Genomic DNA, 24,249 nt, shown 5'->3' with positions numbered 1-24,249 from the left:
GGGAAATAAGATGCTGCGACCGATTACGCAACCGGAATGAAGCTCTGAATTACTCGCTGATGCGCTCGACGACGGCGCCGCATCGGGTCAGCTTCTCTTCGAGCCGCTCGAAACCGCGGTCGAGGTGGTAGACGCGGGAGACCGTGGTTTCGCCCTCGGCGGCAAGCCCGGCGATGACGAGCGAGACGGAGGCGCGCAGATCGGTCGCCATGACGGGCGCGCCGCGCAGGCGCTCGACACCCTCGATCTTCGCCGTCTGGCCGGAGAGCGAGATCCTGGCGCCAAGCCGGGCAAGCTCCTGCACGTGCATGAAGCGGTTTTCGAAGATGGTCTCGGTGACATGCGAGATGCCGGAGGAGCGGGTCATCAGCGCCATGAACTGCGCCTGCAGATCCGTGGGGAAGCCCGGGAAAGGATCGGTGACGATATCGACCGGCTTGATGCCGGCGCCATTGCGCCTGACGCGCATGCCGTTATTGGTCGCGGAGATATCAGCGCCAGCACGGCGGAGCGTTTCCAGTGCGGTTTCGAGCAGCGCGACATCGGTATTTTCGAGCACGACATCGCCGCCGGCCATGGCGACGGCCATGGCATAGGTGCCGGTCTCGATGCGGTCCGGCAACACGCGATGACGGGCGCCGGAGAGCGAGGTGACGCCTTCGACGGTGATGGTCGAGGTGCCGGCGCCGGAGATCTTGGCGCCCATGGCGTTCAGGCAGTTGGCGAGATCGACGACTTCGGGTTCGCGGGCGGCGTTACCGATGACAGTCGTGCCGCGGGCAAGCGTTGCCGCCATCATCATCACATGGGTGGCGCCGACGGAGACCTTCGGGAAAGTGTAGCGCGCGCCGATCAGGCCGCCATCCGGCGCCCTGGCATTGATATAGCCAGCATCGATCTCCATGGTCGCGCCAAGCGCCGTCAGGCCGTCGATGAAGAGATCGACGGGGCGCGTGCCAATGGCGCAACCGCCCGGCAGCGACACGCGGCAATGGCCCTCGCGCGCCAAGAGCGGTCCGATGACCCAGAAGGAGGCGCGCATCTTCGAGACCAGTTCGTAAGAAGCGGTGGTATCGACAATGGTGCGGCAGGTGAAATGGATCGTGCGGGCGTAGGAGTCCTCCTGGCGCTCGCGGCGGCCGTTAACGGCGACGTCGACGCCGTGATTGCCGAGGATGCGCATCAGAAGTTCGACATCGGCCAGATGCGGCACGTTTTCCAGCGTCAGCGTGTCACTGGTCAGAAGCGAGGCGATCATCAGCGGCAGTGCGGCATTCTTGGCGCCGGAAATCGGAATGATGCCATTCAGCTCATTACCGCCGACAATTCTGATACGATCCATGTGCGCTTACTTCCTGAAAGTTCTGCCTTGAAAGAAGGAGTGAGGTGTTTAGGGGATTTATGAAGAGGCTTCAATTCGTCCGGGACGGAACATTACGATTCGTCCATTTTTGCGGCGGGCAACCCATTTGTTTCGTCGGCTTGGCCGGAACGGCGGGCGCGCACCTGTTGCTTGCGTCTCGAGAGATTTTCCCTGAGCTTTTCGGCGGCGCGCTCGCGGCGCAGTTTCGCCTGTGCCTCGATCGCCTCTTTACGGCTCTTCTGGCCGGTTTCGGTCTTGTCGTTCATGTCAACAGAATTAGCCGAATTCGCGCTGATCCAAAAGTCCCCTGCACCTCTATCCACGCGAAGTTGGATTTTGCGGCTTGCGCTTGTCGTCAAGCTGTGGCAATAGCCGCCCCGTTCCCGCAATTGAGCCGCCCGGCTCGCACGGGTCCTGGTCCTGCTGCCGTAGCTCAGTGGTAGAGCACACCCTTGGTAAGGGTGAGGTCGGTGGTTCAATCCCACTCGGCAGCACCAGTTTTCTTCCAGCGATCGACTTTATTTCGTCTGCGCCCGGGAAACCCTAACGGCAAGTGGGAAGCAGTACCCTGCCATGAACGCAATCGGGAATGTCAGTCGCTTCGAGATAGTAGGGCAGGGATGGCGACTCCGCCCAACGCTCAAGCTGCTCAGCGGTTAACTTCGTTGGTACCGCGTTATATATACCCTCGATATACCATTGTTCTAATGTCTGCTCTCTCATCACGCGTGCGCGCAATGCGGCGATATCGATTGCGTGCACAAACTTGCCGACGGCAGTCTGCATATATTCCCGCTGCATTTCAGGGATGACCTCAGTAGAGACGTGCGAGAGCAGCGCCTCGTCAGCGGCCCCCTCTGCGCTGTGGGAGAAAACCGGCATTGCAAGCGCCGCACAGAGAAAAACAGCCTGGATCAATTTTCGATCTAAACCCATCTGACCCCCCTCGGCGTTCCCGGCATGGTAGCGGCAGTAGCGCCCAGCGCCATACAGCTTCTCTGCGACTGCTCAAAATCCCCTGGCGTGCCCCCGGACGATCCGCCTCACTCAAGCTGGCATTTCGCCTCATCAACAGCAAACGATTCACCATTGTTGGCGCGAAAAATCGCGCTAGAATGCCTATCATGGCGGCGTCTGTCTAACCGAAGGCGTCGCACCCGTGTTTCTGTCGACAATCGTGGAGGAGTATCGATGGCAACGGAAAAATGGAACGACCCAGTCAAGGTCGGCTTCGAAGGCGCCGACCTCAGAACCGTCAATGGGCCGTTCGATGCGTTGAAATGTCTGGCAGATTTCTGGCCGAGTTCGCGCGGGCTTCATTATATCAAAGCCCGTAGCACCTGCCGGGCGGCGCTGGACGGCCGCAAAAGCATGGACGAGGCAAGAGCCGAGTTTCTGGCGGCGGCCGAAGAGGCGAAGCTGAAGCTGCATTGATGCAGCAGGGACGCCTGCGGTTTACAGTTGGTCATCGAACTGTGCCGCGACGATACATTGTTTAATTTTCGCTTAACCTTGCATCGAGCAGGTGCCGGGTTTTGGAGCAAAGGGCGTTGCGCCTGAGCCAGCTGTTTCGATAGAAAACACGCAGCCATCATGATGATGGTCAGAGGCTCGTCACCGGAAACGCAGGCGAGCCTCGTTCGAGCTGATCGGTTTCAGCAATCCGCGCCGGTCTCATTCTCCATCTCGATATATCCCACACCGATGATCGTGCCGTCGGCCGCGCGGATGAAGGACGGCAGATAGTGCGGCTCCGGTGGCTCGCAGGCGGTCGTCTCGGTATATTCGTTAAGGGCGATCTGATCCTTCGGCAAAGCGGAATAATCCATGCCGGTCTCAAGTGAAGCATTGGCTGAGCCGGCAAAGACGCCGCAGCCGATGATCAGGGTGGACGCCCAGAGGCGAGAAAGCGTCTGCATGATGGTCTCCAGCGTTTCAGATCCGGCATTTCAACCCGTGGGAGGACACTTGGTTCCCTCAGCGCCGCAGCAGGCGACTGCGCACATAGCCTCGGCCGACGATGCGCGCCGCTATCTCGGTCGCCCGGTCGACACCGCCGCGCCGGCGCACGAAACCTTCGAGAATGGTGACTGGCAAGCAGCCCTTGGCGAAAGAGGCTGCCCGTTCCATATCTGATGGCAGTCTGAGAAGGGATGACGATGATGAAAGCGTTTCTGCCCGCCTTGTTTGCAGCGGCATTGCTGGCCGGCTGCTCCTCGGCCGATACGGCCGCGCTCGAACCCATTCCCGGCAGCATCACCTATGGCGGCCAACCGCGAACCAAGCTCAGCAAATCGCCGGTCGGCAGCGTCGTCTACAACCAGTTCTACAATGAGACGGGCCAGCGTGTGGAGGAAACCTATATTCTCCAGCCCGACCGCAGCCTGAAGTTAGTGCGGCGCGAGGTGGGACCGGATTTCCCCGATTGAGGATCGCCGCGCTGCAGACTTGACAGCGGCTGAAATCGCGAACATTCAAGGAACATCTAATCTTCTCGCACTGATTCTGCGGGAGCCCGACCGGACGGCTGGATGTATCTCGAAAAGCTCAATCCGCAGCAGCGCATGGCCGTGGAGCATGGCACGCTCACCGACGGCAGCCATATTGCCGGACCGCTGCTGGTCATTGCCGGCGCCGGCTCCGGCAAGACGAACACGCTGGCGCATCGGGTCGCCCACCTGATCGTCAAGGGCGCCGACCCCCGCCGCATCCTGCTGATGACCTTCTCGCGGAGGGCTGCCGCCGAGATGGCGCGGCGCGTCGAGCGCATCTGCCGCGACGTGTTGGGTTCGAATGCCGGCGTTATGGCCGATGCGCTGTCCTGGTCCGGCACCTTCCACGGCATCGGCGCGCGGCTGCTGCGCGATTATGCGCAGCAGATCGGCCTCGATGCCGATTTCACCATTCACGACCGGGAAGACAGCGCCGATCTGATGAACCTCATCCGGCACGATCTCGGCTTCTCGAAGACGGAAAGCCGCTTTCCCGCCAAGGTCACATGCCTTGCCATCTATTCCCGGGCGGTGAATTCGGAGACCGCGCTCGACCAGGTGCTGCGCGACGCCTTTCCCTGGTGCGCGGCGTGGGAGAAACAGCTGCGTGAGCTTTTCGCCTGTTATGTCGAGGCGAAGCAGGCTCAGAACGTGCTCGATTACGACGACCTGCTGCTCTACTGGGCGCAGATGGTGGGCGAGAGCGTGATCGCCGAGGATATCGGCAGCCGCTTCGACCATGTGCTCGTCGACGAATATCAGGACACGAACCGGCTGCAGGCCTCGATCCTCCTGGCGCTGAAGCCCCAGGGACAGGGGCTGACCGTCGTCGGCGACGATGCGCAGTCGATCTATTCCTTCCGGGCGGCGACGGTGCGCAATATCCTTGATTTTCCCGCCGCCTTCAGCCCGGCCGCCAATATCGTCACCCTCGATCGCAACTACCGCTCGACGCAGCCGATCCTGGCGGCGGCCAATGCGGTGATTGATCTCGCCTCGGAGCGCTTCACCAAGAATCTCTGGACGGAGCGGCAGTCGGCGGAGCGGCCGCGCCTCGTTTCGGTGCGCGACGAGGCCGAGCAGGCTCGTTATGTCGCCGACAAGGTGCTCGACAATCGCGAGGAAGGCCTCAAGCTCAAGCAGCAGGCTGTGCTCTTCCGCACCGCCCATCACAGCGGGCCGCTGGAGGTGGAACTGACCCGGCGCAACATTCCCTTCGTCAAGTTCGGCGGCTTGAAGTTTCTCGACAGCGCTCATGTGAAGGACATGCTGGCCGCCCTGCGCTTTGCGCAGAATCCGCGCGACCGGGTGGCGGGCTTCCGGCTGATGCAGATCCTGCCGGGCGTCGGCCCGTCGACGGCGCAGAAGGCGCTCGATCTGATGGCGGAGGTTGCGAGCCCGTTGTCTGCTCTGGCATCTATGCCGGCGCCGCCGCGCTCCGGCGAGGACTGGACGGCCTTCGTTTCGATGCTGCAGGAGCTGAAATCCGGCAAGGCCGGTTGGCCGGCGGAAATCGGGCTGGCGCGGCAATGGTATGCGCCGCATCTGGAACGGCTGCATGAAGATGCGGCCACGCGGCAGGCCGATCTGCTGCAGCTCGAACAGATCGCCGGGGGTTATGCCTCACGCGAGCGTTTCCTCACCGAGCTCACCCTCGATCCGCCGGATGCGACCAGCGACCAGGCGGGCGTACCGCTTCTTGACGAGGACTATCTCATTCTGTCGACCATTCATTCCGCCAAGGGCCAGGAATGGACACGGGTCTTCATGCTGAACGTCGTCGACGGCTGCATTCCAAACGATCTCGCCGTCGGCACCACCGCCGAGATCGAGGAGGAGCGTCGCCTGCTCTATGTGGCGATGACGCGCGCCCGCGACGGTCTCGATCTCATCGTGCCGCAACGCTTCTTCACTTACGGACAGAATGCGCAGGGCGACCGGCACGTCTATGCCGCGCGCAGCCGTTTCATTCCGGCGACGCTGCTGCAGTTCTTCGAGGCCTGCAGCTGGCCGCAGGTGAAATCGGAAGCCGCCGCTCAAGCGCAAGCGCGCCAGGTGCGCATCGACGTCGGCGCCCGCATGCGCGGCATGTGGCGATAGAGCGTTGCATAGAGCCGATCTACGCAACGCGCTTTCGGCGCTCAATAGTCCCAGAAGACCGGCACCCAGCGGAAGACTTCGCCGTCCACCGCCACCCGGCCGACGGACGGGAACGGCAGGTGGGTGGCCACCAGCTGTTCGCCGGTCGCCGCCAGCTCCCGCAAAAGATCGAGGCGGACACGAGCCGCTTCCTCGGGATAGTGCTCGAAGCCATTGTACCAGTCGGGGTGCTCGAACCCGACCGCAAAGATGGCGTCGCCGGCGAATGTCAACCTGTCGCCGCCGGAAGCCAGTCGAACGACGCTATGCCCCGGAGTATGGCCGCCGGTACGTTGGGCGACCACCCCTGGCGCCACCTCGGACTGCTCGTCGAACAGCCTGAGGTAGTTGCCGTACTCGCTCAGGAACCGCTTTGCAGTTGCCCGCAGCGCGTCCGGGAAGCCCGGCGGCATCGACACATGGCTGAAATCGGGCGCTTCCCAGAACTTCGCCTCGGCGGCCGCCACATGGATCCTGAGGTCCGGACGCAGCCGGTCCTTTACCCCATCGATCAACAGCCCGCCGATGTGATCCATGTGCAAGTGGGTCAGCACCACGTCGGTCACAGCAGCAAGATCGATACCAGCAGCCTCCAGCCGCCTGATCAGCTGCCCGGCCCGCGGCAAGTTCAGGTCCGGGTCCAATCCCAGCCCGGCGTCGATAAGGATGGTCTGCCCGCCGCTGCGGACCAGGACGACGTTCAGCGCCCAGTCGAAAGCGTCCATCGGCAGGAACATATCGCCCAGCCACGCTGCCCGGTCAGCCGTACCGACATTATGCCCCAGCATCGCGGTGGGGAGCGGCAGCACCCCGTCGCTGATGATCAAAACCTCGATATCGCCGATCCGCACGGCGTAGCGCGACGGAACCAATTCTTCATGCTTCGGCCTGCCAGGCTCCTGCTGACCGGTCGTACGGGTTCTTGCTTCTGCCTGCGACATGCTGCACTCCTGTTTTGATCGAGAGGTCGGTTATGGGTCACATCGCGGACACTATGCCGAAGCATATCTGGCGGTCGATCAGGTCAAGGGAGAGGGAAAGCTAGGCTTTAGAACAGGGCGGCCTATAGTTTCGGCGCATCGCGCCGGAGATTTGGTGTCGAAGAGGCTGGCATCAGGAAGCAAGGGCTCTTGCCCGCCGCAGGGTGCCGCGCATTCAGCATTCAGAGGATGACAGCGTCAGAGTGAAAGCCGCGGTTCGGCCGGTTTCAAGAAACGCTCGACAGTTGCCGGCTCCACGCCCTCGACTGATGCCGGCGACCATTTGGGATTGCGGTCCTTGTCGATGACGGCGGCGCGGATGCCTTCGAAGAAATCCGGATTATCCAGCATCTGCAGGCAGGCGCCAAGTTCGCGGCCAAGGCATTCGGCGAGCGAGGCGCTGCGGCGGCCTGATCTCAGCAGCCGCAGAGCGAGTTTCAGGCTGGTCGGCGAACGGGTCAACAGCACCCGGCGGGTCTCGGCGGCGAACTCACCCTCTTGCTCGGCGAGAGCCGCGAGGATTTGCTCGACGCTGTCGAAGGAAAATGCGCGATCGATGATCGCTGCGTTCTGCTGCAACCGGCTTTCTCCCCGAGGCTCGCAAAATGCCTGCAACGCGGCATTGACGTCGCTCGATGAACTCCCGCGCGGCAGGTCCGAAAGAGCATCGATCACCGCGTCGAGCCGCGACGAAGCGACCTGAAGATCGGCCAGACCGGCGTAGATCGCGTCCGCAGCACCAATATCGAGCCCGGTCAGGCCGAGCCATGTTCCGGCTTCGCCGGGTGCCTTCGGCAGCAGCCATGTGGCGCCGACATCAGGGACATAACCGATGCCGGTTTCCGGCATGGCAAGGCGTGTGCGCTCGGTGACGACGCGGTGGCGGCCGTGCGACGACAGGCCGACGCCGCCTCCCATGGTGATGCCGTCCATCAACGCGACATAAGGTTTGGGATAGAAGGCGATCATATGGTTGAGGCGGAATTCCTCGCGCCAGAAGGTTCCGGCGAGACCGTCGCCGGCGCGGGCGCTTTCGTGCAGGGCACGGATATCACCTCCGGCACAGAAGCCGCGCTCACCCTCGCCCGTTATCACAAGGCTGCTCACGTCAGATTCGGATGCAAAACCATGAAGTGCTTCGGCAAGCGTGCGGATCATTGGCAGCGTCAAACTGTTCAGCGCCCGCGGTCGGTTGAGCCGGATGATGCCGGCAGTGCCCCGCCGTTCGATGATCACTTCGCCCTGCTGCATGGTTCACCTCGTCTGTTGAACCATGCATAGACGAGGATGCGGAATCGCTCCAGAGTATTTCCGGCCAGCATCCACCGATTGCTCAGGCTGACAGCCGCGGGTGCGGGAGACGTCAACGGCAGTTGCCGCTGAGCACCGCTCAGAAGGATGCGGCGGCGAGTGCCCGGTGGATGCTGTGCAGGTCGTCGACGTTTCTGTCCGAGAGGAAGAGCTCCCAATCGAGCGAGCTCTGGACGATCGTCTCAAGCGAATCGTATCGCGGCTTCCAATCGAGCACCTGCCGCGCGAGCGAAGCGTCGGCGACAACGCTTGCCGAATCGCCGGCGCGCCGCGGCGCCATGTGGATCTTGAAGGAATGCCCGTGCAGGCGGGTGACCATGTTCAAGACGTCGAGCACGGAATAGCCGCTGCCATAACCGCAATTGGCAACGAGCGACCCCTTATCCCTGCGCAGGTGCTGCAGCGCTTTCAGATGCGCATCGGCGAGGTCAGTGACATGGATGTAGTCGCGCACGCCGGTGCCGTCATGCGTTGGATAGTCGATGCCGTAGACATGGACGCTGTCGCGCTTGCCTAGTGCTGCCTCGCAGGCGACCTTGATGAGATGCGTGGCGCCCGAAGTCGACTGGCCGGTGCGGTGGTGCGGGTCGGCGCCGGCGACGTTGAAGTAACGAAGTGCGACATAGCTGAAATCATAGGCGGCGGCCGCGTCGCGCAGCATCAGCTCTGTCATCAGCTTCGACTGGCCGTAAGGATTTTCCGGATTGAGGGGAGCAGTCTCCTTCACCGGCAGGTCCGTCTGCTGCTGGCCGTAGACGGCGGCCGTCGAGGAAAAGACGAAGTGGCGGATGCCGGCATCGATCGAGGCCGACAGAAGCGCCCGGGTCTTGCCGGAATTGTTGTCGTAATAAGAGAGCGGATCGGAAACCGAAACCGGCACGACGGCGGAGCCCGCAAAATGGATGATCGCCTCGATGTCGTTTTCGATGAAGATCTTCTTCAGGATATCGGCATCGGCGATGTCGCCGAGGTAAAAACGCGCCGCCGGCGCCACCGCCCAGCGGAAGCCGGTGGAAAGGCGGTCGAGCACGACCACATCCTCGCCGGCATCGATGAGCGCCCAAACCATGTGGCTGCCGATATACCCGGCGCCGCCCGTCACCAAAACCGCCATGCCCCATACCCCGCTTCAACTAATAAGCAGGGGCATCAGGCGCCGGTTTTCTTTCCAATTTTCTTATCAAAGCGCCGCTGGAAGGCTTTTGAACGGGTATGTTTGGAGTTGTGGTTAGAGGCCGATTTCGGTCTTTGCTACAGTTTTATCGATCGGGCAATTCCGACACGAAATCGCCCGAGGCAAACGTGCCCGCGCCCTCTCAAAGGCTGAGGATATAGTCGCAGAGACGATCGGCCGCGATCGCCACCTGGGCGGGGTCGCGCAGGAAACAGGCGCGCAGGAAGAGCTCGCCGCCGGCGCCGAAGGCAGCCCCCGGGGCAAGGCCGACGCCTGTCTTGTCGACGATATCTATGGCGGCGCTCCGGCTGTCGGTGACGCCGTCGATCTTCAGGAAAGCATAGAGTGCGCCGTCCGGCTTGAGAGTCTCGACGCGGTTGGTGGCGATCAGCGCATCGCAGAGGATATCGCGGGAGCGGGAGGCCTTTGCGATGTTGGCGGCGACGAAATCATCGCCGAGATCAAGGGCGGCGACGGCGCCCTTCTGCATGAACTGCGCCACACCCGATGTTGAATATTGGATGAGGTTTTCCAGCACCTGCCCCATATCGGGCGGCGCAACGATCCAGCCCACGCGCCAGCCCGTCATGGACCAGTTCTTCGAGAAGGAATTGACGAAGACGATCTTGTCGTCCGGCTCCATTACGTCGAGGAAAGAGGCGGCTCGGCCGCCGGCGAAGTAATATCGCGCATAGATCTCATCGGCCATGATCCAGACATCATGTTTGCGGGCGAGCGCCAGGATATCGCCGAGATCCTTTTGCGTCGCCGTCCAACCCGTGGGGTTCGACGGCGTGTTGATGAAGATACCTCTGGTCTTCGGCGTAATGGCGGATTCGAGACGATCGAGATCGACAGTCCATCTACCGCCCTCGAACTGCAGCTCGACGCCGACGGAGCGCGCACCCGCTATTTCGAGGGCTGCGGCGATATTGGGCCAAGCCGGGGTGAGGTAAACGAACTCGTCACCCGGCGAGGTCAGCGCGTGAATGCAGATCTGGATCGCCTGCATGCCGGAGCCGGTAACATAGAAATGCTCGACCGGGAGCCGGGCGGAAAAGTGCCTCGCATAATAATCCGACAGCGCCCGGCGAAGCTCGGGAATGCCGCGCTGCCATGTGTAGAAGGTTTCGCCGGCGGCCAGCGCCTCCATCGCCGCCCTGCTGATGAAATCGGGCGTCGGCAGATCGCCTTCACCCACCCAGAGCGGCAGCAGGCCTTCGCGGCCGCGGGCATAGTTGACGACTTCGACGATCCCGCTTTCGGGCGCCGCCATGGCGCGCGGGCTGAGGCTCTTCATGATCGACATGCGTATCTCCGGTTTTCACCTTCATAGAAGATTTGTGTCGGCAAATCCCATGATAACAAGTGATGGCATATCGATTTTCGTGATGAGTTACGTCCTTGCCCAATGGCAAGGCCAAAAGCCCGTCAGACGGCCGAGCGGGTTGCCAGCAGGTCGCGGATCTCCGTCAGCAGCTGAACATCCGCCGGCGGTGCGGGCAGTTCTTCCGGTGCGGTCTTTTCCTGGCGCTCGACCTGCAGACGCAGATAGTTCACTGCCTTGACCATCAGGAAGATGATCCAGGCGAGGATCAAGAAATTGATAAGAACGGTCAGGAAGCTGCCATAGGCGAAAACCGCTCCCTGCGCGCGGGCGGCGGCAAGCGTCGGCGCGTTGACGGCCGACGAAAGCGGGAGGAAGTAATTGGAAAAATCAAAGCCGCCGAAGACGGCGCCAACAACAGGCATGATGATATCGTCGACCAGCGATTTGACGATGCCGCCGAAGGCGCCGCCGATGATGACGCCGACTGCAAGATCCATGACATTGCCGCGGGCGATAAAGGCCTTGAACTCGTTGAGCATCGGATCCGTCTCCTTCGATCCCATTTCGGAGATATGCAGTTGTTTCGATTAGCTACATCTTCATTGCAATTAATCAATCGGCAATCGCAATTATCTGGGGAACTCGCCAACTGGTCTTTGACTTAAGGCGTAGACGGGCGGGAATTTTCAAGGCAGCTGAAATGACTTAAGCTGACGTCATTGCGGGAGGTGCCGGCGGCTTTTCGCCGGCGGAGGGTCAATGCTTCCAGGCTGGGTCATATTCGCGTCTGCCTTAGGCTATCTGCTCCTGCTTTTCGCCGTGGCAAGCTACGGCGACCGCAAGAACCGCGGCCCGGGGGCACTCGAAGGCGGATGGCCCGTCGTCTATGCGCTGAGCCTTGCGATCTATTGCACCTCCTGGACCTATTTCGGCAGTGTCGGGCTTGCCGCGCAACGCGGCCTGGAATTTGCCGGCATCTATATCGGCCCCATCCTCGTCTTCACGCTCGGCATGCCGCTGCTCCGCCGCATCATCGAGCTCGCCAAGACAGAGAAGCTCACCTCGGTCGCCGATTTCGTCGCCGCGCGCTATGGCAAGAATCCCACGGTCGCAACGCTCGTGGCGCTGATCTCGCTGATCGGCACCGTTCCCTATATCGCTCTGCAGCTGAAGGCGATCTCGAGCACCGTCGGCGCCATGGTCAACCCGTCCGATTACGGCATCGGCAGCGGCAATCTGTATTTCCTCGACCTGCCGCTCATAGCGACCCTGGTGCTTGCCTGCTTCGCCATCATGTTCGGCACGCGGCATACGGATGCGACGGAACATCAGGACGGCCTGATCCTCGCCGTTTCGATGGAATCGGTGGTCAAGCTGGTCGCCTTCCTGACGGCCGGCGTCTGCGTCATCTGGTTTCTTTTCGACGGTCCGACCGATCTCTGGCAGAAGACCGTCAACAACGAGCTGGTCGTGTCGGCGCTGAACTACCATACGCCGATCAGCCGCTGGATCACCCTGATCCTGTTGTCGGCCTTCGCAATCATCATGCTGCCGCGGCAATTCCACGTGACGGTCGTCGAAAACCGGACGGCGAAGCAGCTGAAACTCGCAGGCCTCCTGTTTCCCGGTTACCTCATCGCCATCAATCTCTTTGTGCTGCCGGTGGCGATCGGCGGACTGCTGACCTTCGGCGGCAGCGGTAACGCCGACTTCTACATGCTGTCGCTGCCGCTTGCCGGTGAGATGCCGGCGGTGACACTGATCACCTTCATCGGCGGCTTCTCCGCCGCAACGGCGATGGTCATCGTCGATTCCGTGGCGCTGTCGATCATGGTGTCGAACGACATAATCATGCCGATCTTCCTCCGGCGCAAACTTGCCGGCCGCGCCGGCCAGCGCGACGATTTCGCCAAGACGCTGCTCAACATCCGCCGCAGCGCCATCTTCGCCGTGCTGCTGTTCGGTTATGCCTATTACCGCTCGACCGACAGCACCGCCGGGCTCGCCTCGATCGGACTTCTTTCCTTTGCGGCGATCGCGCAGATCGCCCCAGCACTCTTCGGTGGGCTGATCTGGCGGCGGGCGAACGCGCGCGGCGCCATCCTCGGGCTGACCTCCGGCTTCGTCATCTGGGTTTATCTGCTGTTCCTGCCCTCGCTCGGCGGGCCTGATTATTCCTATGTGGCGAGCGCCGTGCTCGGCTTCATCTTTCCCGGCGCAACCTTGTTTACCGCGCCCGACGCCGATCCGCTGGTTAATGCCACGGCGATGAGCCTGCTCGTCAACACTGCCTTCTTCATCGTCGGCTCGCTCACCCGCAATGCCAGGCCGCTGGAACGCATCCAGGCCGGCATCTTCGTCAAACGGCATTCGCGCTCGCAATTTGCCACACGCGGCTGGAAGACGCGCGTCAGCGTCGGCGACCTCAAGGCGGCGATCTCGCGCTATCTCGGCGAAGAGCGGATGCAGCGCTCCTTTACCACCTACGAACAGAGCTCCGGCCGAAAGCTGGAGGACGAGCAGCAGGCCGACATGGCGCTCATCCATTTCAGCGAACAGCTGCTTGGCAGCGCCATCGGCTCGTCCTCGGCCAGGCTGGTGCTGTCATTGATCCTGCAAAAGACCGAGGATGCCTCTTCCGACACCGCCTGGCTGCTCGATCAGGCGAGCGAGGCGCTGCAATATAACCAGGACATGCTGCAGACTGCCCTGTCGCAGATGGATCAGGGCATTGCCGTCTTCGACAGTTCCAACCGGCTGACGATCTGGAACCGGCGTTTCCGGCAATTGCTGGATCTGCCCGAGAATGCCGGCCAGGTCGGCTTTCCCCTCTCCGAGATCGTCACCATCCTCAGCCAGCGTGGCGACATAGCCCCCGGCGATCTGACGCAGACGGTGCGGCATTTCCTGACGCTCGACAAGCCCTTCTCGCTGGTGCTCGGCGGCGGCGAGCGGATCATCGAGGTGCGCTCCAACGCCATGCCCGACAAGGGCATCGTCGCCACCTTCACCGATATCACCCAGCGCGTCAACGCCGACCAGGCTCTGAAACAGGCGAACGAGACGCTGGAGCAGCGCGTCGCCGAGCGCACTGCCGAGCTTACCCGCGTCAACCGGGAACTTGCCGAAGCGCGGGCCGCCGCCGACGAGGCGAATATCGGCAAGACTCGCTTCTTCGCGGCCGCCGGCCACGACATCCTGCAGCCGCTCAACGCCGCCAGGCTCTATTCCTCGGCGCTGGTCGAGCGCATGGCCCAATCCGACAACAGCCCGATCGTGCGCAACATCGATTCAGCGCTGGAATCGGTGGAGACCATTCTGGGTGCGGTGCTCGACATCTCGCGGCTCGATACCGGCGCCATGCGGCCGCGGCTTGCCTCCGTCGCGCTTTCCGACCTGTTGGAGCGGATCGAGACCGACTTTGCGCCGATCGCCCGCGAAAAACAGCTGAAGCTGGTGGTCATGCCGACATCGCTGCGCGTTCGCTCCGACCCCAATCTTCTGCGCCGACTGGTGCAGAACCTCGTTTCCAACGCCATCAAATACACGATCACTGGCAAGGTGCTGGTCGGCGCCCGGCGGCGCGGCAACGAGGTGATCATCCAGGTGATCGATTCCGGCATCGGCATTCCGCCATCGAAATTCCGCACGGTTTTCAAGGAATTCGCGCGGCTGGACGAAGGGGCAAAGACCGCCGCGGGCCTTGGGCTCGGCCTTTCGATCGTTGATCGCATCGCCCACGTGCTCAACCATCCGGTCGAACTGCACTCGACGCATGGCAAGGGCACAGAATTCCGGATCGCCATGCCACTCGACGTCTCGCGGCCGGCGGAGGCCGCAACGGCAATCACCCCGCCAGAGCGTTCCGGGCAGCCGCTCAAGGGGTTGAACATCCTCTGTATCGACAATGAGCCGAAGATCCACGAAGGCATGCGGCTCTTGATCAGCGGCTGGGGCTGCGAGGTCGAGGCGCTGGCCTGCCTTGCCGAGGTGATCGCTCTCGAAGGCCGCCACGGTCCGCCCGACATCATTATCGCCGACTATCATCTCGGCGACGGCACCGGCATTGCCGCAATCCTGCATCTGCGCCGGCAGTTCGGCGCGGATATTCCCGCCTTGCTGATCACCGCCGACCGCACGCCCGAAGTGCGCAGCGAGGCCGAGCGGCACAATATCGCCGTTCAGCACAAACCGGTGCGGCCGGCGGCGCTACGCGCCTATATCACCCAGATCTCCGGCCTCAAACGTGCGGCTGCGGAGTAGAAGGCAGCTCAGTCGGTCGCACTCACGGCGCGCTCGACGAGAGCGCGCACACGCTCGATATCCGGCATGTCGCCGAACAGGATGCGGTACATGATCGGCGCCACGACCTGATCCATGACGAAGTCGACATCCGGGAAGGTTTCGCCGCGCGACTTTGCCCTTTCGGCGATGACGACGATCTGCTGGCGGGTATATTCGCAGCATTTGCAGGCATTGGCGCCGGTCTGCGCCGCCAGCACGTCGCGGATCATCTCGCGGCCCGGCCCCGAGGACATTTCCTCGGCATATTGCTCCGCCCATGCCTGGAGATCGGCCTTGCCGCTGCCAGCATCGATCGGCTGCATATCCGGGCGTAACCGCTCGACGGCGACATCGGCAAGCAACTCCTGCAGCTCGCCCCAGCGGCGATAGATGGTCGAGGGCGTCACCCCCGCCTTGGCTGCAATCAGTGGGATCGTTACCTCGGTTCGGCCCGTCTCGGCCAATAATTCGCGAACCGCCTTATGCACCGAGGCCTGAACCCTGGCGCTTCGGCCGCCCGGACGAAGATTCTCTTTTACTGCCATGCCTGCAACCCGAATTTCGCTCCCAATGCTCTTTGCATACCCTCGTCCCAACACCGCTGCACATGGGTAACATGGATGAGAACTCATGGTTCAAAATCTTTGACAGAACCATAAACGCAAAGAATTTGCCTTTGCGACCCATCCGCCCTATATGTCCTCTAACGCAACGACTTAGCTTTAAGAGGGCTTAATATATGTTCGCCGCAGTCAAATCTACAGAGAATGCGCCGCGCCCCTCGATCGGCTTTCACGCGCTGACGCTTGCCACCTTCTTCGGCGCCTCCTCGGTGCCGACACCGCTCTACCGGATCTATCAGGAGAACTTCTCCATCTCGCCGGTGCTGATCACCGTCATCTTCGCCGTCTACGCCTTTGCGCTCTTGGCGGCGCTGCTGATTGCCGGTTCGATCTCCGATCATCTCGGCCGCAGGCCGGTGATCTTTTCCGCCCTGCTGCTCGAAATCATCGCCATGGGGTTCTTCGTCGTCGCCAGCGGTCCCGGCTGGCTGATCGCGGCGCGGATCGTCCAGGGCATTGCCACCGGCATCGCCGGCGCCTCGCTCGGAGCAGCCCTTGTCGATGTCGACCGGGCGAAGGGACAGATCGTCAATTCGATTGCGCCGCTTTGCGGCATGGCGCTCGGCGCGGTCGGCACCAGCGCCTTGATCCAGTATGGCCCCTTCCCGATGCATCTGGTCTACGCGCTGCTGCTCATCGTCTTCACGCTGCAGGCAGCGGCCGTCTGGCTGGTGCGCGAGACCGGCAGCACGCGGCCGGGCGCGCTCGGCTCGCTGGTTCCGCGGGTTTCCGTTCCGCCAGAGGCAAAAGGACCGCTCTCCCTGGTGACGCCGATCAATATCGCCAATTGGACGCTCGGCGGATTCTACCTATCGCTGGTCCCCTCATTGGTCGCCAGCACGACGGGCAGCACCGCGCCGCTGACAGGCGGGGCAGTCGTCGCTGCCTTGACCGCGAGCGGTGCGATCGCCGTCTATCTCAGGCGCGGCAGGACGGCCGCGGCCAATCTTTTCTTCGGCGTGTCTGCCAAGGCGCTGGGCATACTGACGGTCGTTGCCGGCGTGCATCTCGCCAATGTTCCGCTGCTGCTGATCGGAACGGTCCTCACCGGCGCCGGTTTCGGCACCAATTTCCTCGGTTCGATCGGCACCATCATGCCGCTCGCCAAGGCGGATGAGCGGGCGGGGCTGCTGTCGGCCTTCTACGTCCAGAGCTACCTTGCCTTCAGCCTGCCTGCAATCCTTGCCGGGTTCCTGGCGAAATCCGCCGGCTACCAGGTGACGACGGATATTTATGCGAGCGTCATCCTGTTGTTGCTGGCCGTCGGGATCGTCGCCCTTCGCACCCGCCGGTGGAGAGCCACGGAAGGCGCGGCTTAGAGATAACTCGTCACTTCAGGCTCGTTCCACCAGGCATCGTGCCTGCCGTCATAATAACGGACCGGCAGTGCCGCCAGTTCCTTCGGTGCGATATCGTCCAGGCAGGCGATGTTGATCGAGACATAGGCGCCGCCGATCGCTTCGATATAACCGTCGCCGAAGGCCGGCACGCCGCAGGTGCGGCAGAAGCGGTGATGGCCGTTCATCGTGTTGAACTGGTAATCTGATGTCTCCGCCTCGCCGCATATCAGCCGGAAATCCTCCGGCTTAACGTTGGCGCCCCAATAGCGGCGCTTGGCGCAGATCGAGCAATTGCAGCGGCCGGTCCCGGCCTCAAGGTCCATATCCACCTCGTAGCGCACTTTACCGCAATGGCAGCTTCCCCTGTAAGTTTTCTTCATGGCAGTCTCCTCCTTCGCGTTGCCTTCAGGGTCGTCATGTGACAATATGTTGTCATTATGAATGAGATACAAAATAGACAACATGTTGTCAAACAGAATCGACCGGAGCGGACGATGGAGGGGGACGCCTTTTCATTTTTCGCGATCACGGCGCTGCGGCTCGCCGGCCACCTGACGGCCGCCGGAGACCGGCTGGCAAAGCCTTCCGGGCAGACCAGCGCACGCTGGCAGGTGCTGGCGGCGGCAAGGCACGGCGACCTTTCGGTGGCGCAGATCGCCCGCGCGCTCGGCATCACACGCCAAGGCGTGCAGCGGCTTGCCGACGTGTTGGAGGGTGAAGGGCTGATCGCCTATGCCGGCAACCCACAGCACCAGCGCGCCAAGCTGGTGCTGCTGACGGCCAAAGGGGCGGAGCGGCTGGGTGCGATCGAGATCGCGCAGGCCCGGTGGGCAAACGAGTTGGGTGCGGCGCTCAAGCCGGCCGAACTCGATGCCGCGCGTGCTGTCATGGGTACTGTCATGCAGATGTTGGAGGCCGACGAAGCCTCTCAAGGCTGAGATGGCACTGGCGGAAAAACGAAAAAAGGCCGGGCGAACCCGACCTTCCCTGCCATCTCGACGAACCGTGCCAGTACATCCGTGGTCACGATCCGGAGATGATATTCAAAACTCCACGCGTCCAACCGGACGCGCTAAGTTCAGGCCGCCTGAAGGCGGTCTGCCGACATCTTGCCGGACTTGTTGTCGCGGACGAGATCGTAGGAGAGCTTCTGGCCATCCTTGAGGTCACGCATGCCGGCGCGCTCGACGGCGGAGATGTGGACGAAAACGTCGGCAGCGCCGTCATCCGGCTGAATGAAGCCAAAACCCTTGGTTGCGTTGAACCACTTAACGATACCTGTGTTCATGACGATATCCTTTCGAATCGCTCATAGAAGATTGCAGCCCGGAGAAATGCCGAGCGGCGATGAAAACCGATTTTGGAGGAAGTTCGCCAGGAACGACGCACACGCCGTTTCAAAGTTCATCTAGCAAGATCGATGTAGGGAGGTGTAATTGGAAATTGTGTCCGGGGCAAGGCGTCGGCGAGGAAAAGTTGGATTAGCCGGCTTGGACCAAACGCAAGATCCTTTTGCGCCCGTGCCGTGGCGCGCCACGGCACGGTGTCAAGATAGTCTCCTCAAAACCAACCCACAAAAGCTTAGGCCGCCGCTTTCGCCCCCGCATAGGGATCGAACCGCCCATAAAACGTCTCGCCCTTGTCAGCCAGATCCTTCAGCAACGGCGTCGGCCTGAAATGCTCTCCGTAAGCTTGCGCTAACCTTTCCGCCAGTTCCACGAAGGCCTTGGCGCCCATTCCGTCGATATAGGAGAGTGCGCCGCCGGTATAGGGGGCGAAGCCGAAGCCGAGGATCGAGCCGACATCGGCTTCGCGCGGATCGGTAACGATGCCTTCTTCCACGGTGCGGGCGGCTTCGAGCGCGATGGTGACGAGGAAGCGTTGTTTGAGCACGGTGATATCTACCTCGCCGGCCTTCTTCTGCGGATAGAAGGTCTTGAGATCCGGCCAGAGCGACTTCTTCGCCGGTTTCGGCGGGTAATCGTAGAAGCCCTTGGAATTCTTGCGGCCGAAGCGGCCCTCCTTTTCGACCATGCGAGAGATGAGCTCCATGTGCCTGGGGTCGATCGCTTTTTCGCCGAGATCGGCAACGGTCGCCTTGAGGATCTTCAGCGAAAGGTCGATCGCCACCTCGTCATTCAAAGCCAGCGGTCCCACAGGCATGCCGGCCATCTTGGCGGCATTCTCGATCATGGCGGGCGGCACACCTTCGATCAGCATGTCATAGCTTTCCGACATGTATCGCAGCACGCAGCGATTGACGAAAAAGCCGCGGGTGTCGTTGACGACGATCGGCGTCTTCTTGATCGCCGCGACATAATCGAGAGCGACGGCGAGCGCCTTGTCGCCGGTTTCGCCTCCGAGGATCACCTCGGTCAGCATCATCTTTTCGACAGGCGAGAAGAAGTGGATGCCGATGAAATCGGCGGGACGTTTGGAATTCTTCGCAAGGCCCGTGATCGGCAGGGTCGAGGTGTTGGAGGCGAAGATCGCGCCCTCGGGCAGCACCGCTTCGACCGCCTCGATAACAGCCTTCTTCACTTCGCGATCCTCGAACACGGCCTCGATAACGAGGTCGGCATTGGCGAGATCGGCATAATCGGCCGAAGGCGTGATGCGGGAGAGCAGGGCCGCCGCCTCAACCTGCGTAAATCGTCCCTTACCAACGGAATCCTTGACCAGGCCTTCGGAGACGGCCTTTCCCTTGGCAGCCGCTTCCATATCGCGGTCGATCAGGGTCACCGGAATGCCAGCAGCGGCAGTGACATAGGCGATCGAGGCGCCCATGAAGCCGGCGCCGACGACGCCGACATGCTTGAGCTCCGTCTTCGGAATGCCGGCGGGGCGGCGGGCGCCCTTACCGAGCTCCTGCATGGAGATGAACAGCGAACGGATCATCGAGAAGGCTTCGCGGGTCTGCAAAACCTCGGTGAAATAACGCTGCTCGATCTTGAGAGCCGTGTCGAACGGAACCTGCAGGCCTTCATAAACACATTTCAAGATGGCGAGTGCTGCCGGATAATTGCCCGACGTCTCGCGACGCAGGATCGCCGGCGCGGCCGGCCAGAGTTGGGCTGACGCCGGCGTCCAGATGCCGCCGCCCGGCAGCTTGAAGCCTTTCTCGTCCCAGGGGGCGACCGGCTTCAGGCCGTCCTTGATCATCTGCTTGGCGGCGGGCATCAGCTGGTCCGGCTCGACCACCTGATGCACGAGGTTCATCGCCTTGGCGCGCGAGCCGCTCAGCGACTGGCCCGTCGTCATCATCTGCAGCGCGTCCTGGGCGTTGGCGAGTCGCGGCACACGCTGGGTGCCGCCGGCGCCGGGGAAGATGCCGACCTTGACCTCGGGCAGCGCGATCTTGACGCTCTTGGCATTGGAGGCGACGCGGCCGTGGCAGGCAAGCGACAGTTCGAAAGCGCCGCCCATGCAGGTGCCGTTGATCGCCGATACCCATGGCTTGCCCGAGGTTTCGAGCTTGCGGAAGAGGCCGCTCATCCGGCCGACCAGACCAAACAGCGTCTGCACCGCCGTCTCCGGGCTCTTTGCCTTCTCCTGCTGATAGGAGCTGAACATCGACTTGATCATCGAAAGATCGGCGCCGCCGGAGAAGGAGGATTTGCCTGACGTGAAGACGACACCCTTGACGGCGGCGTCAGCGGTGGTCGCGTCGATGATCGCGTTGAGCTCTTCCATCACCTCGGCTGTAAAGACGTTCATCGATTTGCCGGGCATGTCCCAGGTGACGAGAGCGATGCCATCGGCGTCGGTTTCGAGCGTGAAGTTGGTGTAGTTGCTCATTGGGAATTCCTCTCCCTGAATTCTCTTGCGGTGAAGCCCCTCCCCTTGTGGAGGGGCCCCGTCCCATCAAACGCGTTCGATAATGGTTGCCGTGCCCATGCCGGCGCCGATGCAGAGCGTTACCAGCGCGGTGTTGAGGTCGCGGCGTTCCAGCTCGTCGAGCACGGTCCCGAGGATCATGGCGCCGGTGGCGCCGAGCGGATGGCCCATGGCGATGGCGCCGCCATTGACGTTGATCCTGCCATGGTCGATGTCGAAGGCTTGCATGTAGCGCAGCACGACGGCGGCGAAGGCCTCGTTCAGCTCGAAGAGGTCGATATCGGCAAGGCTCATGCCGGTCCGTTTCAACAGCTTCTCGGTGACGTCGACCGGCCCTGTCAGCATCAAAGCCGGATCGGAACCGATATTGGCGAAAGCCTTGATGCGGGCGCGCGGCTTCAGCCCCATGCTTTCACCGCCGGGTTTCGAGCCGAGCAGCACGGCGCCGGCGCCGTCGACGATGCCGGAGGAATTGCCGGCATGGTGGACATAGTTGATGCGCTCGATCTCGGGATGGGCCTGGATGCCGACGGCTTCGAAGCCGCCCATCTCGCCGGGCATCTGGAAGGACGGGTTGAGGGAGGCGAGCGCCTGCATGTCGGTGCCGGGGCGCATATGCTCGTCCTTATCAAGGATCGTCAGGCCGTTCTGGTCCTTGACAGGGATAACCGACTTGTCGAACCAGCCCTGTTGCCAGGCGTGGGCGGCGCGCTTCTGGCTCTCGACGGCATAAGCGTCGACATCGGTTCTGCTGAAGCCGTATTTGGTGGCGATGAGATCGGCCGAGACGCCCTGCGGCATGAAAAAAGCCGGGAAATTTACCGAAGGATCCATGAACCAGGCGCCGCCGGACATGCCGAGGCCGACGCGGGACATGCTTTCCACGCCGCCTGCGATGACGATGTCATCGGCGCCCTGGGCGATCTTGCCGGCGGCGAAATTGACGGCGTCGAGGCCGGAGGCGCAGAAGCGGGAAATCTGCATCCCGGGCGCTCTTGTGGAATAACCGGCTTCGAAGGCGGCAGCCTTCGGGATGACCGCGCCGGCATCCATGACCGGATCGACGCAGCCCATGATGATGTCGTCGACGGTCGTGGTGTCGAGCCCGTTGCGGTCGCGGATCGCTTCCAGCGTCTTGGCCGCGAGGCGCACGGAGGGCACCTCATGCAGGGCGCCGTCCTTCTTGCCGCGGCCGCGCGGCGTGCGGACGTGATCGTAAATGAAAACCTCGGTCATTGTCTCGTCTCCCTGGCGGCGCCAACGCGCCTTCAAAATCTGCGAAGACCAAATAGCCCTTCGTTTTAAACTCAGGGCGTTCGGCGCTCGAAACGATTCACCGGATCGTTTCGTCGGCTGCGCCGACCGCTTCTCACCCCCAACCCTCCCCACGAGGCGAGGGAGAACCGGCTCAAAACGCTTCCGCGGCCAGTTCCATCATCGTGTCGGCGCCGGCTTCGATGCGGGCCTTGCGAAGTGCCGTTTCCGGCATGATCCGCTCCATGAAGAATTTCGCCGTGATCAGCTTGTTCTTCAGATAAACCTCGCGGCTTGCGTCACCGGAGGCAAGGCCCTCCTCGGCGGCCTTCGCCATCTTCGCCCACATATAGCCGAGAACGACGAGGCCGAAGAGGTGCATGTAATCGGTCGAGCCGGCGCCGGCATTGTCGGGCTTGGCCATGGCGTTCTGCATGAACCACATGGTCGCGCCCTGGACGTCGTTCAAGCCCTTCTTCAGGTGCTTGGTGAAGAAGGAGAGCTTCTCGTTGCTGCGGTTCTCCTCGCAGAAGTCGCCGATCTCCTTGAACAGGGCCATGGCGGCGCGGCCGCCGTTCAGGGCGAGCTTACGGCCGACGAGGTCGAGCGCCTGGATGCCGTTGGCGCCCTCATAGATCATGGCGATGCGGGCATCGCGCACATACTGGCTCATGCCGTGCTCTTCGATATAGCCGTGGCCGCCGAAGACCTGCTGGGCCATGACGGCGTGATCGAAGCCCCTGTCGGTCATTACGCCCTTGAGGATCGGGGTGACGAGGCCGAGTATATCGTCGGCGGTCTGGCGCTCCTTCCCGTCGGTGGCGCGATGGGCGATATCGGACTTGAGCGCCGTCCAGAGCAGGAAGGCGCGGCCGGCCTCGTTGAAGGCGCGGATGGTCATCAGCGACCGGCGGATATCCGGATGGACGATGATCGGATCGGCCTTCCTGTCAGGCGCCTTGGGGCCGGAGAGCGAACGGCCCTGGATGCGGTCGCGGGCGTAATTCGCGGCATTCTGATAGGCGATCTCGGAAATGGCGATGCCCTGCAGGCCGACCATCAGGCGAGCCTCGTTCATCATCACGAACATGGCGTTGAGGCCGCGGTTTTCGGCGCCGATCAGGAAGCCCGTCGCCTCGTCGTAATTCATGACGCAGGTGGCGTTGCCGTGGATGCCCATCTTGTGCTCGATCGCGCCGCAGGAAACGGCGTTGCGGGCGCGAAGCGTTCCGTCCTCGCCGACGAGGAACTTCGGAACGATGAAGAGCGAGATACCCTTGGTGCCCTCGGGCGCACCTTCGATACGGGCCAGGACCAGATGGACGATGTTGTCGGTCAGGTCGTGTTCACCAGCGGAGATGAAAATCTTCTGGCCTGATATCTTATAGCTGCCATCGGCCTGCGGCACCGCCTTGGTGCGCAGCATGCCGAGATCGGTGCCGCAATGCGGCTCGGTCAGGTTCATGGTGCCGGACCAAGAGCCGTCCACCATCTTCGGCAGATAGGTGTCTTTCTGCTCCTGCGTGCCGTGGACGAGGATCGCGGCGATCGCGCCCTGCGTCAGGCCCGGATACATCATCAGCGACATATTGGCGGCGGAGGTATATTCGCCGACGGCGGCATGCAGCGTATAGGGAAGCCCCTGGCCGCCGAACTCCTCCGGCACCGCAAGGCCGATCCAGCCGCCTTCGCGATAGGACCTGTACGCCTCCTTGAAGCCGCTCGGCGTCGAGACGCTCGCATCGTCATGGCGAACGCAGCCTTCCTGGTCGCCAGAATAATTCACCGGGAAAAGGACTTCTTCGGCAACCTTCGCCGCCTCGCCGAGGATCGCCTCGATCATATCGGGCGTTGCGTCGGCAAAACCGGGAAGATTGTTGTAGCGTTCGAGGCCCAGCACATCGTTCAGAACGAAAAGCGTGTCGGTCACCGGGGCCTTGTAGACTGGCATCTTCAGAATTCCTCCATTCGACTGACCGGATCGCTCCGGCCTCGGGCACTGTCTTACAAAATATTGACGTTTGCGTAAACGTCAAATTCTGCAGCTTCGCTCCCTTTTCTGAAAAAAATCTTGGCCCGGCGAATCTGGGCGGATGGAGGAGACGTCATCTCCCCTTCCTTG

Annotated in this window: 22 protein-coding genes and 1 tRNA gene; 8 read left to right on the top strand and 15 right to left on the bottom strand. The window is 62.1% G+C overall.

The features are described from left to right. Nucleotides 1-49 precede the first annotated feature (49 nt). Both murA and FFR93_RS27355 read right to left on the bottom strand, forming a co-directional pair. Complete coding sequence (gene murA, locus FFR93_RS27360; protein WP_138395457.1) at nucleotides 50-1,342, bottom strand: UDP-N-acetylglucosamine 1-carboxyvinyltransferase; 1,293 nt, start codon at nucleotides 1,340-1,342, stop codon at nucleotides 50-52. Nucleotides 1,343-1,434: 92 nt separating this feature from the next. Further along, a complete protein-coding gene (locus FFR93_RS27355) occupies nucleotides 1,435-1,629 on the bottom strand; it encodes a hypothetical protein (protein ID WP_011423945.1) in 195 nt (64 codons plus the stop codon). A 156-nt stretch (nucleotides 1,630-1,785) separates the two neighbouring features. On the opposite strand from FFR93_RS27355, the gene FFR93_RS27350 reads away from it, so the two are divergent. Next, nucleotides 1,786-1,860: transfer RNA gene (locus tag FFR93_RS27350), tRNA-Thr, on the top strand. A 46-nt stretch (nucleotides 1,861-1,906) separates the two neighbouring features. On the opposite strand, the gene FFR93_RS27345 is transcribed toward FFR93_RS27350, so the two are convergent. After that, a complete protein-coding gene (locus FFR93_RS27345; RefSeq protein ID WP_138395456.1) occupies nucleotides 1,907-2,299 on the bottom strand; it encodes a hypothetical protein in 393 nt (130 codons plus the stop codon). Nucleotides 2,300-2,554: 255 nt separating this feature from the next. Between FFR93_RS27345 and FFR93_RS27340 the strand changes: the two genes are divergently transcribed. Next, entirely contained in the window at nucleotides 2,555-2,797 is a 243-nt protein-coding gene (locus FFR93_RS27340; RefSeq protein ID WP_064709792.1) for a DUF982 domain-containing protein, read from the top strand. A gap of 221 nt (nucleotides 2,798-3,018) precedes the next feature. Here FFR93_RS27340 and FFR93_RS27335 read toward each other — a convergent pair whose 3' ends face one another. Further along, complete coding sequence (locus FFR93_RS27335) at nucleotides 3,019-3,282, bottom strand: hypothetical protein (RefSeq protein ID WP_138395455.1); 264 nt, start codon at nucleotides 3,280-3,282, stop codon at nucleotides 3,019-3,021. 49 nt (nucleotides 3,283-3,331) lie between these two features. Here FFR93_RS27335 and FFR93_RS41055 point away from each other — a divergent pair, with 49 nt between their 5' ends. The 3 genes from FFR93_RS41055 (at nucleotide 3,332) to FFR93_RS27325 (ending at nucleotide 5,955) form a co-directional block, all read left to right on the top strand. Beyond that, nucleotides 3,332-3,499 carry a hypothetical protein gene (locus tag FFR93_RS41055; RefSeq protein ID WP_171049270.1) on the top strand — a complete coding sequence of 56 codons (168 nt, stop codon included), beginning with the start codon at nucleotides 3,332-3,334 and terminating at the stop codon, nucleotides 3,497-3,499. A 17-nt stretch (nucleotides 3,500-3,516) separates the two neighbouring features. Next, the gene (locus FFR93_RS27330) at nucleotides 3,517-3,792 is read left to right on the top strand and encodes a hypothetical protein (protein WP_082928056.1); all 276 of its coding nucleotides are present in this window, start codon (nucleotides 3,517-3,519) and stop codon (nucleotides 3,790-3,792) included. Between the two features lie 102 nt (nucleotides 3,793-3,894). After that, a complete protein-coding gene (locus tag FFR93_RS27325; RefSeq protein WP_138395454.1) occupies nucleotides 3,895-5,955 on the top strand; it encodes an ATP-dependent helicase in 2,061 nt (686 codons plus the stop codon). A gap of 41 nt (nucleotides 5,956-5,996) precedes the next feature. On the opposite strand, the gene FFR93_RS27320 is transcribed toward FFR93_RS27325, so the two are convergent. The 5 genes from FFR93_RS27320 to mscL form a co-directional block, all read right to left on the bottom strand. Continuing rightward, complete coding sequence (locus tag FFR93_RS27320) at nucleotides 5,997-6,935, bottom strand: MBL fold metallo-hydrolase (RefSeq protein WP_064709789.1); 939 nt, start codon at nucleotides 6,933-6,935, stop codon at nucleotides 5,997-5,999. A gap of 237 nt (nucleotides 6,936-7,172) precedes the next feature. Then, the gene (locus FFR93_RS27315) at nucleotides 7,173-8,225 is read right to left on the bottom strand and encodes an enoyl-CoA hydratase/isomerase family protein (protein ID WP_138395453.1); all 1,053 of its coding nucleotides are present in this window, start codon (nucleotides 8,223-8,225) and stop codon (nucleotides 7,173-7,175) included. A gap of 139 nt (nucleotides 8,226-8,364) precedes the next feature. After that, nucleotides 8,365-9,399, bottom strand: coding sequence for a UDP-glucose 4-epimerase GalE (galE, locus tag FFR93_RS27310; RefSeq protein WP_064709787.1), 1,035 nt, complete (start codon nucleotides 9,397-9,399; stop codon nucleotides 8,365-8,367). Nucleotides 9,400-9,601: 202 nt separating this feature from the next. Then, nucleotides 9,602-10,768 carry a pyridoxal phosphate-dependent aminotransferase gene (locus tag FFR93_RS27305; RefSeq protein WP_138395452.1) on the bottom strand — a complete coding sequence of 389 codons (1,167 nt, stop codon included), beginning with the start codon at nucleotides 10,766-10,768 and terminating at the stop codon, nucleotides 9,602-9,604. Nucleotides 10,769-10,890: 122 nt separating this feature from the next. Beyond that, nucleotides 10,891-11,328, bottom strand: a complete 438-nt coding sequence (mscL, locus tag FFR93_RS27300; protein WP_138395451.1) for a large conductance mechanosensitive channel protein MscL — start codon at nucleotides 11,326-11,328, stop codon at nucleotides 10,891-10,893. 220 nt (nucleotides 11,329-11,548) lie between these two features. Here mscL and FFR93_RS27295 point away from each other — a divergent pair, with 220 nt between their 5' ends. After that, nucleotides 11,549-15,052, top strand: coding sequence for a PAS domain-containing hybrid sensor histidine kinase/response regulator (locus tag FFR93_RS27295; protein ID WP_138395450.1), 3,504 nt, complete (start codon nucleotides 11,549-11,551; stop codon nucleotides 15,050-15,052). A gap of 8 nt (nucleotides 15,053-15,060) precedes the next feature. Here FFR93_RS27295 and FFR93_RS27290 read toward each other — a convergent pair whose 3' ends face one another. Beyond that, nucleotides 15,061-15,618 (bottom strand): TetR/AcrR family transcriptional regulator, encoded by a 558-nt coding sequence (locus FFR93_RS27290; protein WP_138395449.1) that lies wholly within the window; start codon nucleotides 15,616-15,618, stop codon nucleotides 15,061-15,063. 194 nt (nucleotides 15,619-15,812) lie between these two features. On the opposite strand from FFR93_RS27290, the gene FFR93_RS27285 reads away from it, so the two are divergent. Continuing rightward, entirely contained in the window at nucleotides 15,813-17,015 is a 1,203-nt protein-coding gene (locus FFR93_RS27285) for an MFS transporter (RefSeq protein ID WP_138395448.1), read from the top strand. Here FFR93_RS27285 and FFR93_RS27280 read toward each other — a convergent pair. After that, on the bottom strand, nucleotides 17,012-17,416 hold the full coding sequence (locus tag FFR93_RS27280; RefSeq protein ID WP_138395447.1) for a GFA family protein: 405 nt from the start codon (nucleotides 17,414-17,416) through the stop codon (nucleotides 17,012-17,014). The two genes, FFR93_RS27285 and FFR93_RS27280, sit on opposite strands and share 4 nt — an antisense overlap. A gap of 57 nt (nucleotides 17,417-17,473) precedes the next feature. On the opposite strand from FFR93_RS27280, the gene FFR93_RS27275 reads away from it, so the two are divergent. Continuing rightward, on the top strand, nucleotides 17,474-17,974 hold the full coding sequence (locus FFR93_RS27275; RefSeq protein ID WP_171049269.1) for a MarR family winged helix-turn-helix transcriptional regulator: 501 nt from the start codon (nucleotides 17,474-17,476) through the stop codon (nucleotides 17,972-17,974). Nucleotides 17,975-18,114: 140 nt separating this feature from the next. Here FFR93_RS27275 and FFR93_RS27270 read toward each other — a convergent pair whose 3' ends face one another. From FFR93_RS27270 to FFR93_RS27255, 4 genes are all read right to left on the bottom strand, one after another. Then, nucleotides 18,115-18,324 carry a cold-shock protein gene (locus FFR93_RS27270; RefSeq protein ID WP_138395445.1) on the bottom strand — a complete coding sequence of 70 codons (210 nt, stop codon included), beginning with the start codon at nucleotides 18,322-18,324 and terminating at the stop codon, nucleotides 18,115-18,117. A gap of 293 nt (nucleotides 18,325-18,617) precedes the next feature. Then, nucleotides 18,618-20,834, bottom strand: coding sequence for a 3-hydroxyacyl-CoA dehydrogenase NAD-binding domain-containing protein (locus tag FFR93_RS27265; RefSeq protein WP_138395444.1), 2,217 nt, complete (start codon nucleotides 20,832-20,834; stop codon nucleotides 18,618-18,620). Nucleotides 20,835-20,900: 66 nt separating this feature from the next. After that, nucleotides 20,901-22,109 (bottom strand): acetyl-CoA C-acetyltransferase, encoded by a 1,209-nt coding sequence (locus FFR93_RS27260; RefSeq protein ID WP_138395443.1) that lies wholly within the window; start codon nucleotides 22,107-22,109, stop codon nucleotides 20,901-20,903. 172 nt (nucleotides 22,110-22,281) lie between these two features. Continuing rightward, nucleotides 22,282-24,078 carry an acyl-CoA dehydrogenase C-terminal domain-containing protein gene (locus FFR93_RS27255; protein ID WP_138395442.1) on the bottom strand — a complete coding sequence of 599 codons (1,797 nt, stop codon included), beginning with the start codon at nucleotides 24,076-24,078 and terminating at the stop codon, nucleotides 22,282-22,284. Between the last annotated feature and the right edge of the window lie 171 nt (nucleotides 24,079-24,249).

The sequence above is a fragment of the Rhizobium sp. MHM7A genome, from assembly GCF_005862215.1.
Taxonomy (GTDB): domain Bacteria; phylum Pseudomonadota; class Alphaproteobacteria; order Rhizobiales; family Rhizobiaceae; genus Rhizobium; species Rhizobium bangladeshense.
The sequence above is the reverse complement of the archived record's forward strand: the minus strand, read 5'-3'. Positions and strand labels throughout refer to the sequence as shown.

What these genes read in the sequence shown, in the direction of transcription:
- murA (WP_138395457.1), bottom strand. Translation starts at nt 1,342, where the DNA reads ATGGATCGTATCAGAATTGTCGGCGGTAATGAGCTGAATGGCATCATT.
- FFR93_RS27355 (WP_011423945.1), bottom strand. Translation starts at nt 1,629, where the DNA reads ATGAACGACAAGACCGAAACCGGCCAGAAGAGCCGTAAAGAGGCGATC.
- FFR93_RS27345 (WP_138395456.1), bottom strand. Translation starts at nt 2,299, where the DNA reads ATGGGTTTAGATCGAAAATTGATCCAGGCTGTTTTTCTCTGTGCGGCG.
- FFR93_RS27340 (WP_064709792.1), top strand. Translation starts at nt 2,555, where the DNA reads ATGGCAACGGAAAAATGGAACGACCCAGTCAAGGTCGGCTTCGAAGGC.
- FFR93_RS27335 (WP_138395455.1), bottom strand. Translation starts at nt 3,282, where the DNA reads ATGCAGACGCTTTCTCGCCTCTGGGCGTCCACCCTGATCATCGGCTGC.
- FFR93_RS27330 (WP_082928056.1), top strand. Translation starts at nt 3,517, where the DNA reads ATGACGATGATGAAAGCGTTTCTGCCCGCCTTGTTTGCAGCGGCATTG.
- FFR93_RS27325 (WP_138395454.1), top strand. Translation starts at nt 3,895, where the DNA reads ATGTATCTCGAAAAGCTCAATCCGCAGCAGCGCATGGCCGTGGAGCAT.
- FFR93_RS27320 (WP_064709789.1), bottom strand. Translation starts at nt 6,935, where the DNA reads ATGTCGCAGGCAGAAGCAAGAACCCGTACGACCGGTCAGCAGGAGCCT.
- FFR93_RS27315 (WP_138395453.1), bottom strand. Translation starts at nt 8,225, where the DNA reads ATGCAGCAGGGCGAAGTGATCATCGAACGGCGGGGCACTGCCGGCATC.
- galE (WP_064709787.1), bottom strand. Translation starts at nt 9,399, where the DNA reads ATGGCGGTTTTGGTGACGGGCGGCGCCGGGTATATCGGCAGCCACATG.
- FFR93_RS27305 (WP_138395452.1), bottom strand. Translation starts at nt 10,768, where the DNA reads ATGTCGATCATGAAGAGCCTCAGCCCGCGCGCCATGGCGGCGCCCGAA.
- mscL (WP_138395451.1), bottom strand. Translation starts at nt 11,328, where the DNA reads ATGCTCAACGAGTTCAAGGCCTTTATCGCCCGCGGCAATGTCATGGAT.
- FFR93_RS27295 (WP_138395450.1), top strand. Translation starts at nt 11,549, where the DNA reads ATGCTTCCAGGCTGGGTCATATTCGCGTCTGCCTTAGGCTATCTGCTC.
- FFR93_RS27290 (WP_138395449.1), bottom strand. Translation starts at nt 15,618, where the DNA reads ATGGCAGTAAAAGAGAATCTTCGTCCGGGCGGCCGAAGCGCCAGGGTT.
- FFR93_RS27285 (WP_138395448.1), top strand. Translation starts at nt 15,813, where the DNA reads ATGTTCGCCGCAGTCAAATCTACAGAGAATGCGCCGCGCCCCTCGATC.
- FFR93_RS27280 (WP_138395447.1), bottom strand. Translation starts at nt 17,416, where the DNA reads ATGAAGAAAACTTACAGGGGAAGCTGCCATTGCGGTAAAGTGCGCTAC.
- FFR93_RS27275 (WP_171049269.1), top strand. Translation starts at nt 17,474, where the DNA reads ATGAATGAGATACAAAATAGACAACATGTTGTCAAACAGAATCGACCG.
- FFR93_RS27270 (WP_138395445.1), bottom strand. Translation starts at nt 18,324, where the DNA reads ATGAACACAGGTATCGTTAAGTGGTTCAACGCAACCAAGGGTTTTGGC.
- FFR93_RS27265 (WP_138395444.1), bottom strand. Translation starts at nt 20,834, where the DNA reads ATGAGCAACTACACCAACTTCACGCTCGAAACCGACGCCGATGGCATC.
- FFR93_RS27260 (WP_138395443.1), bottom strand. Translation starts at nt 22,109, where the DNA reads ATGACCGAGGTTTTCATTTACGATCACGTCCGCACGCCGCGCGGCCGC.
- FFR93_RS27255 (WP_138395442.1), bottom strand. Translation starts at nt 24,078, where the DNA reads ATGCCAGTCTACAAGGCCCCGGTGACCGACACGCTTTTCGTTCTGAAC.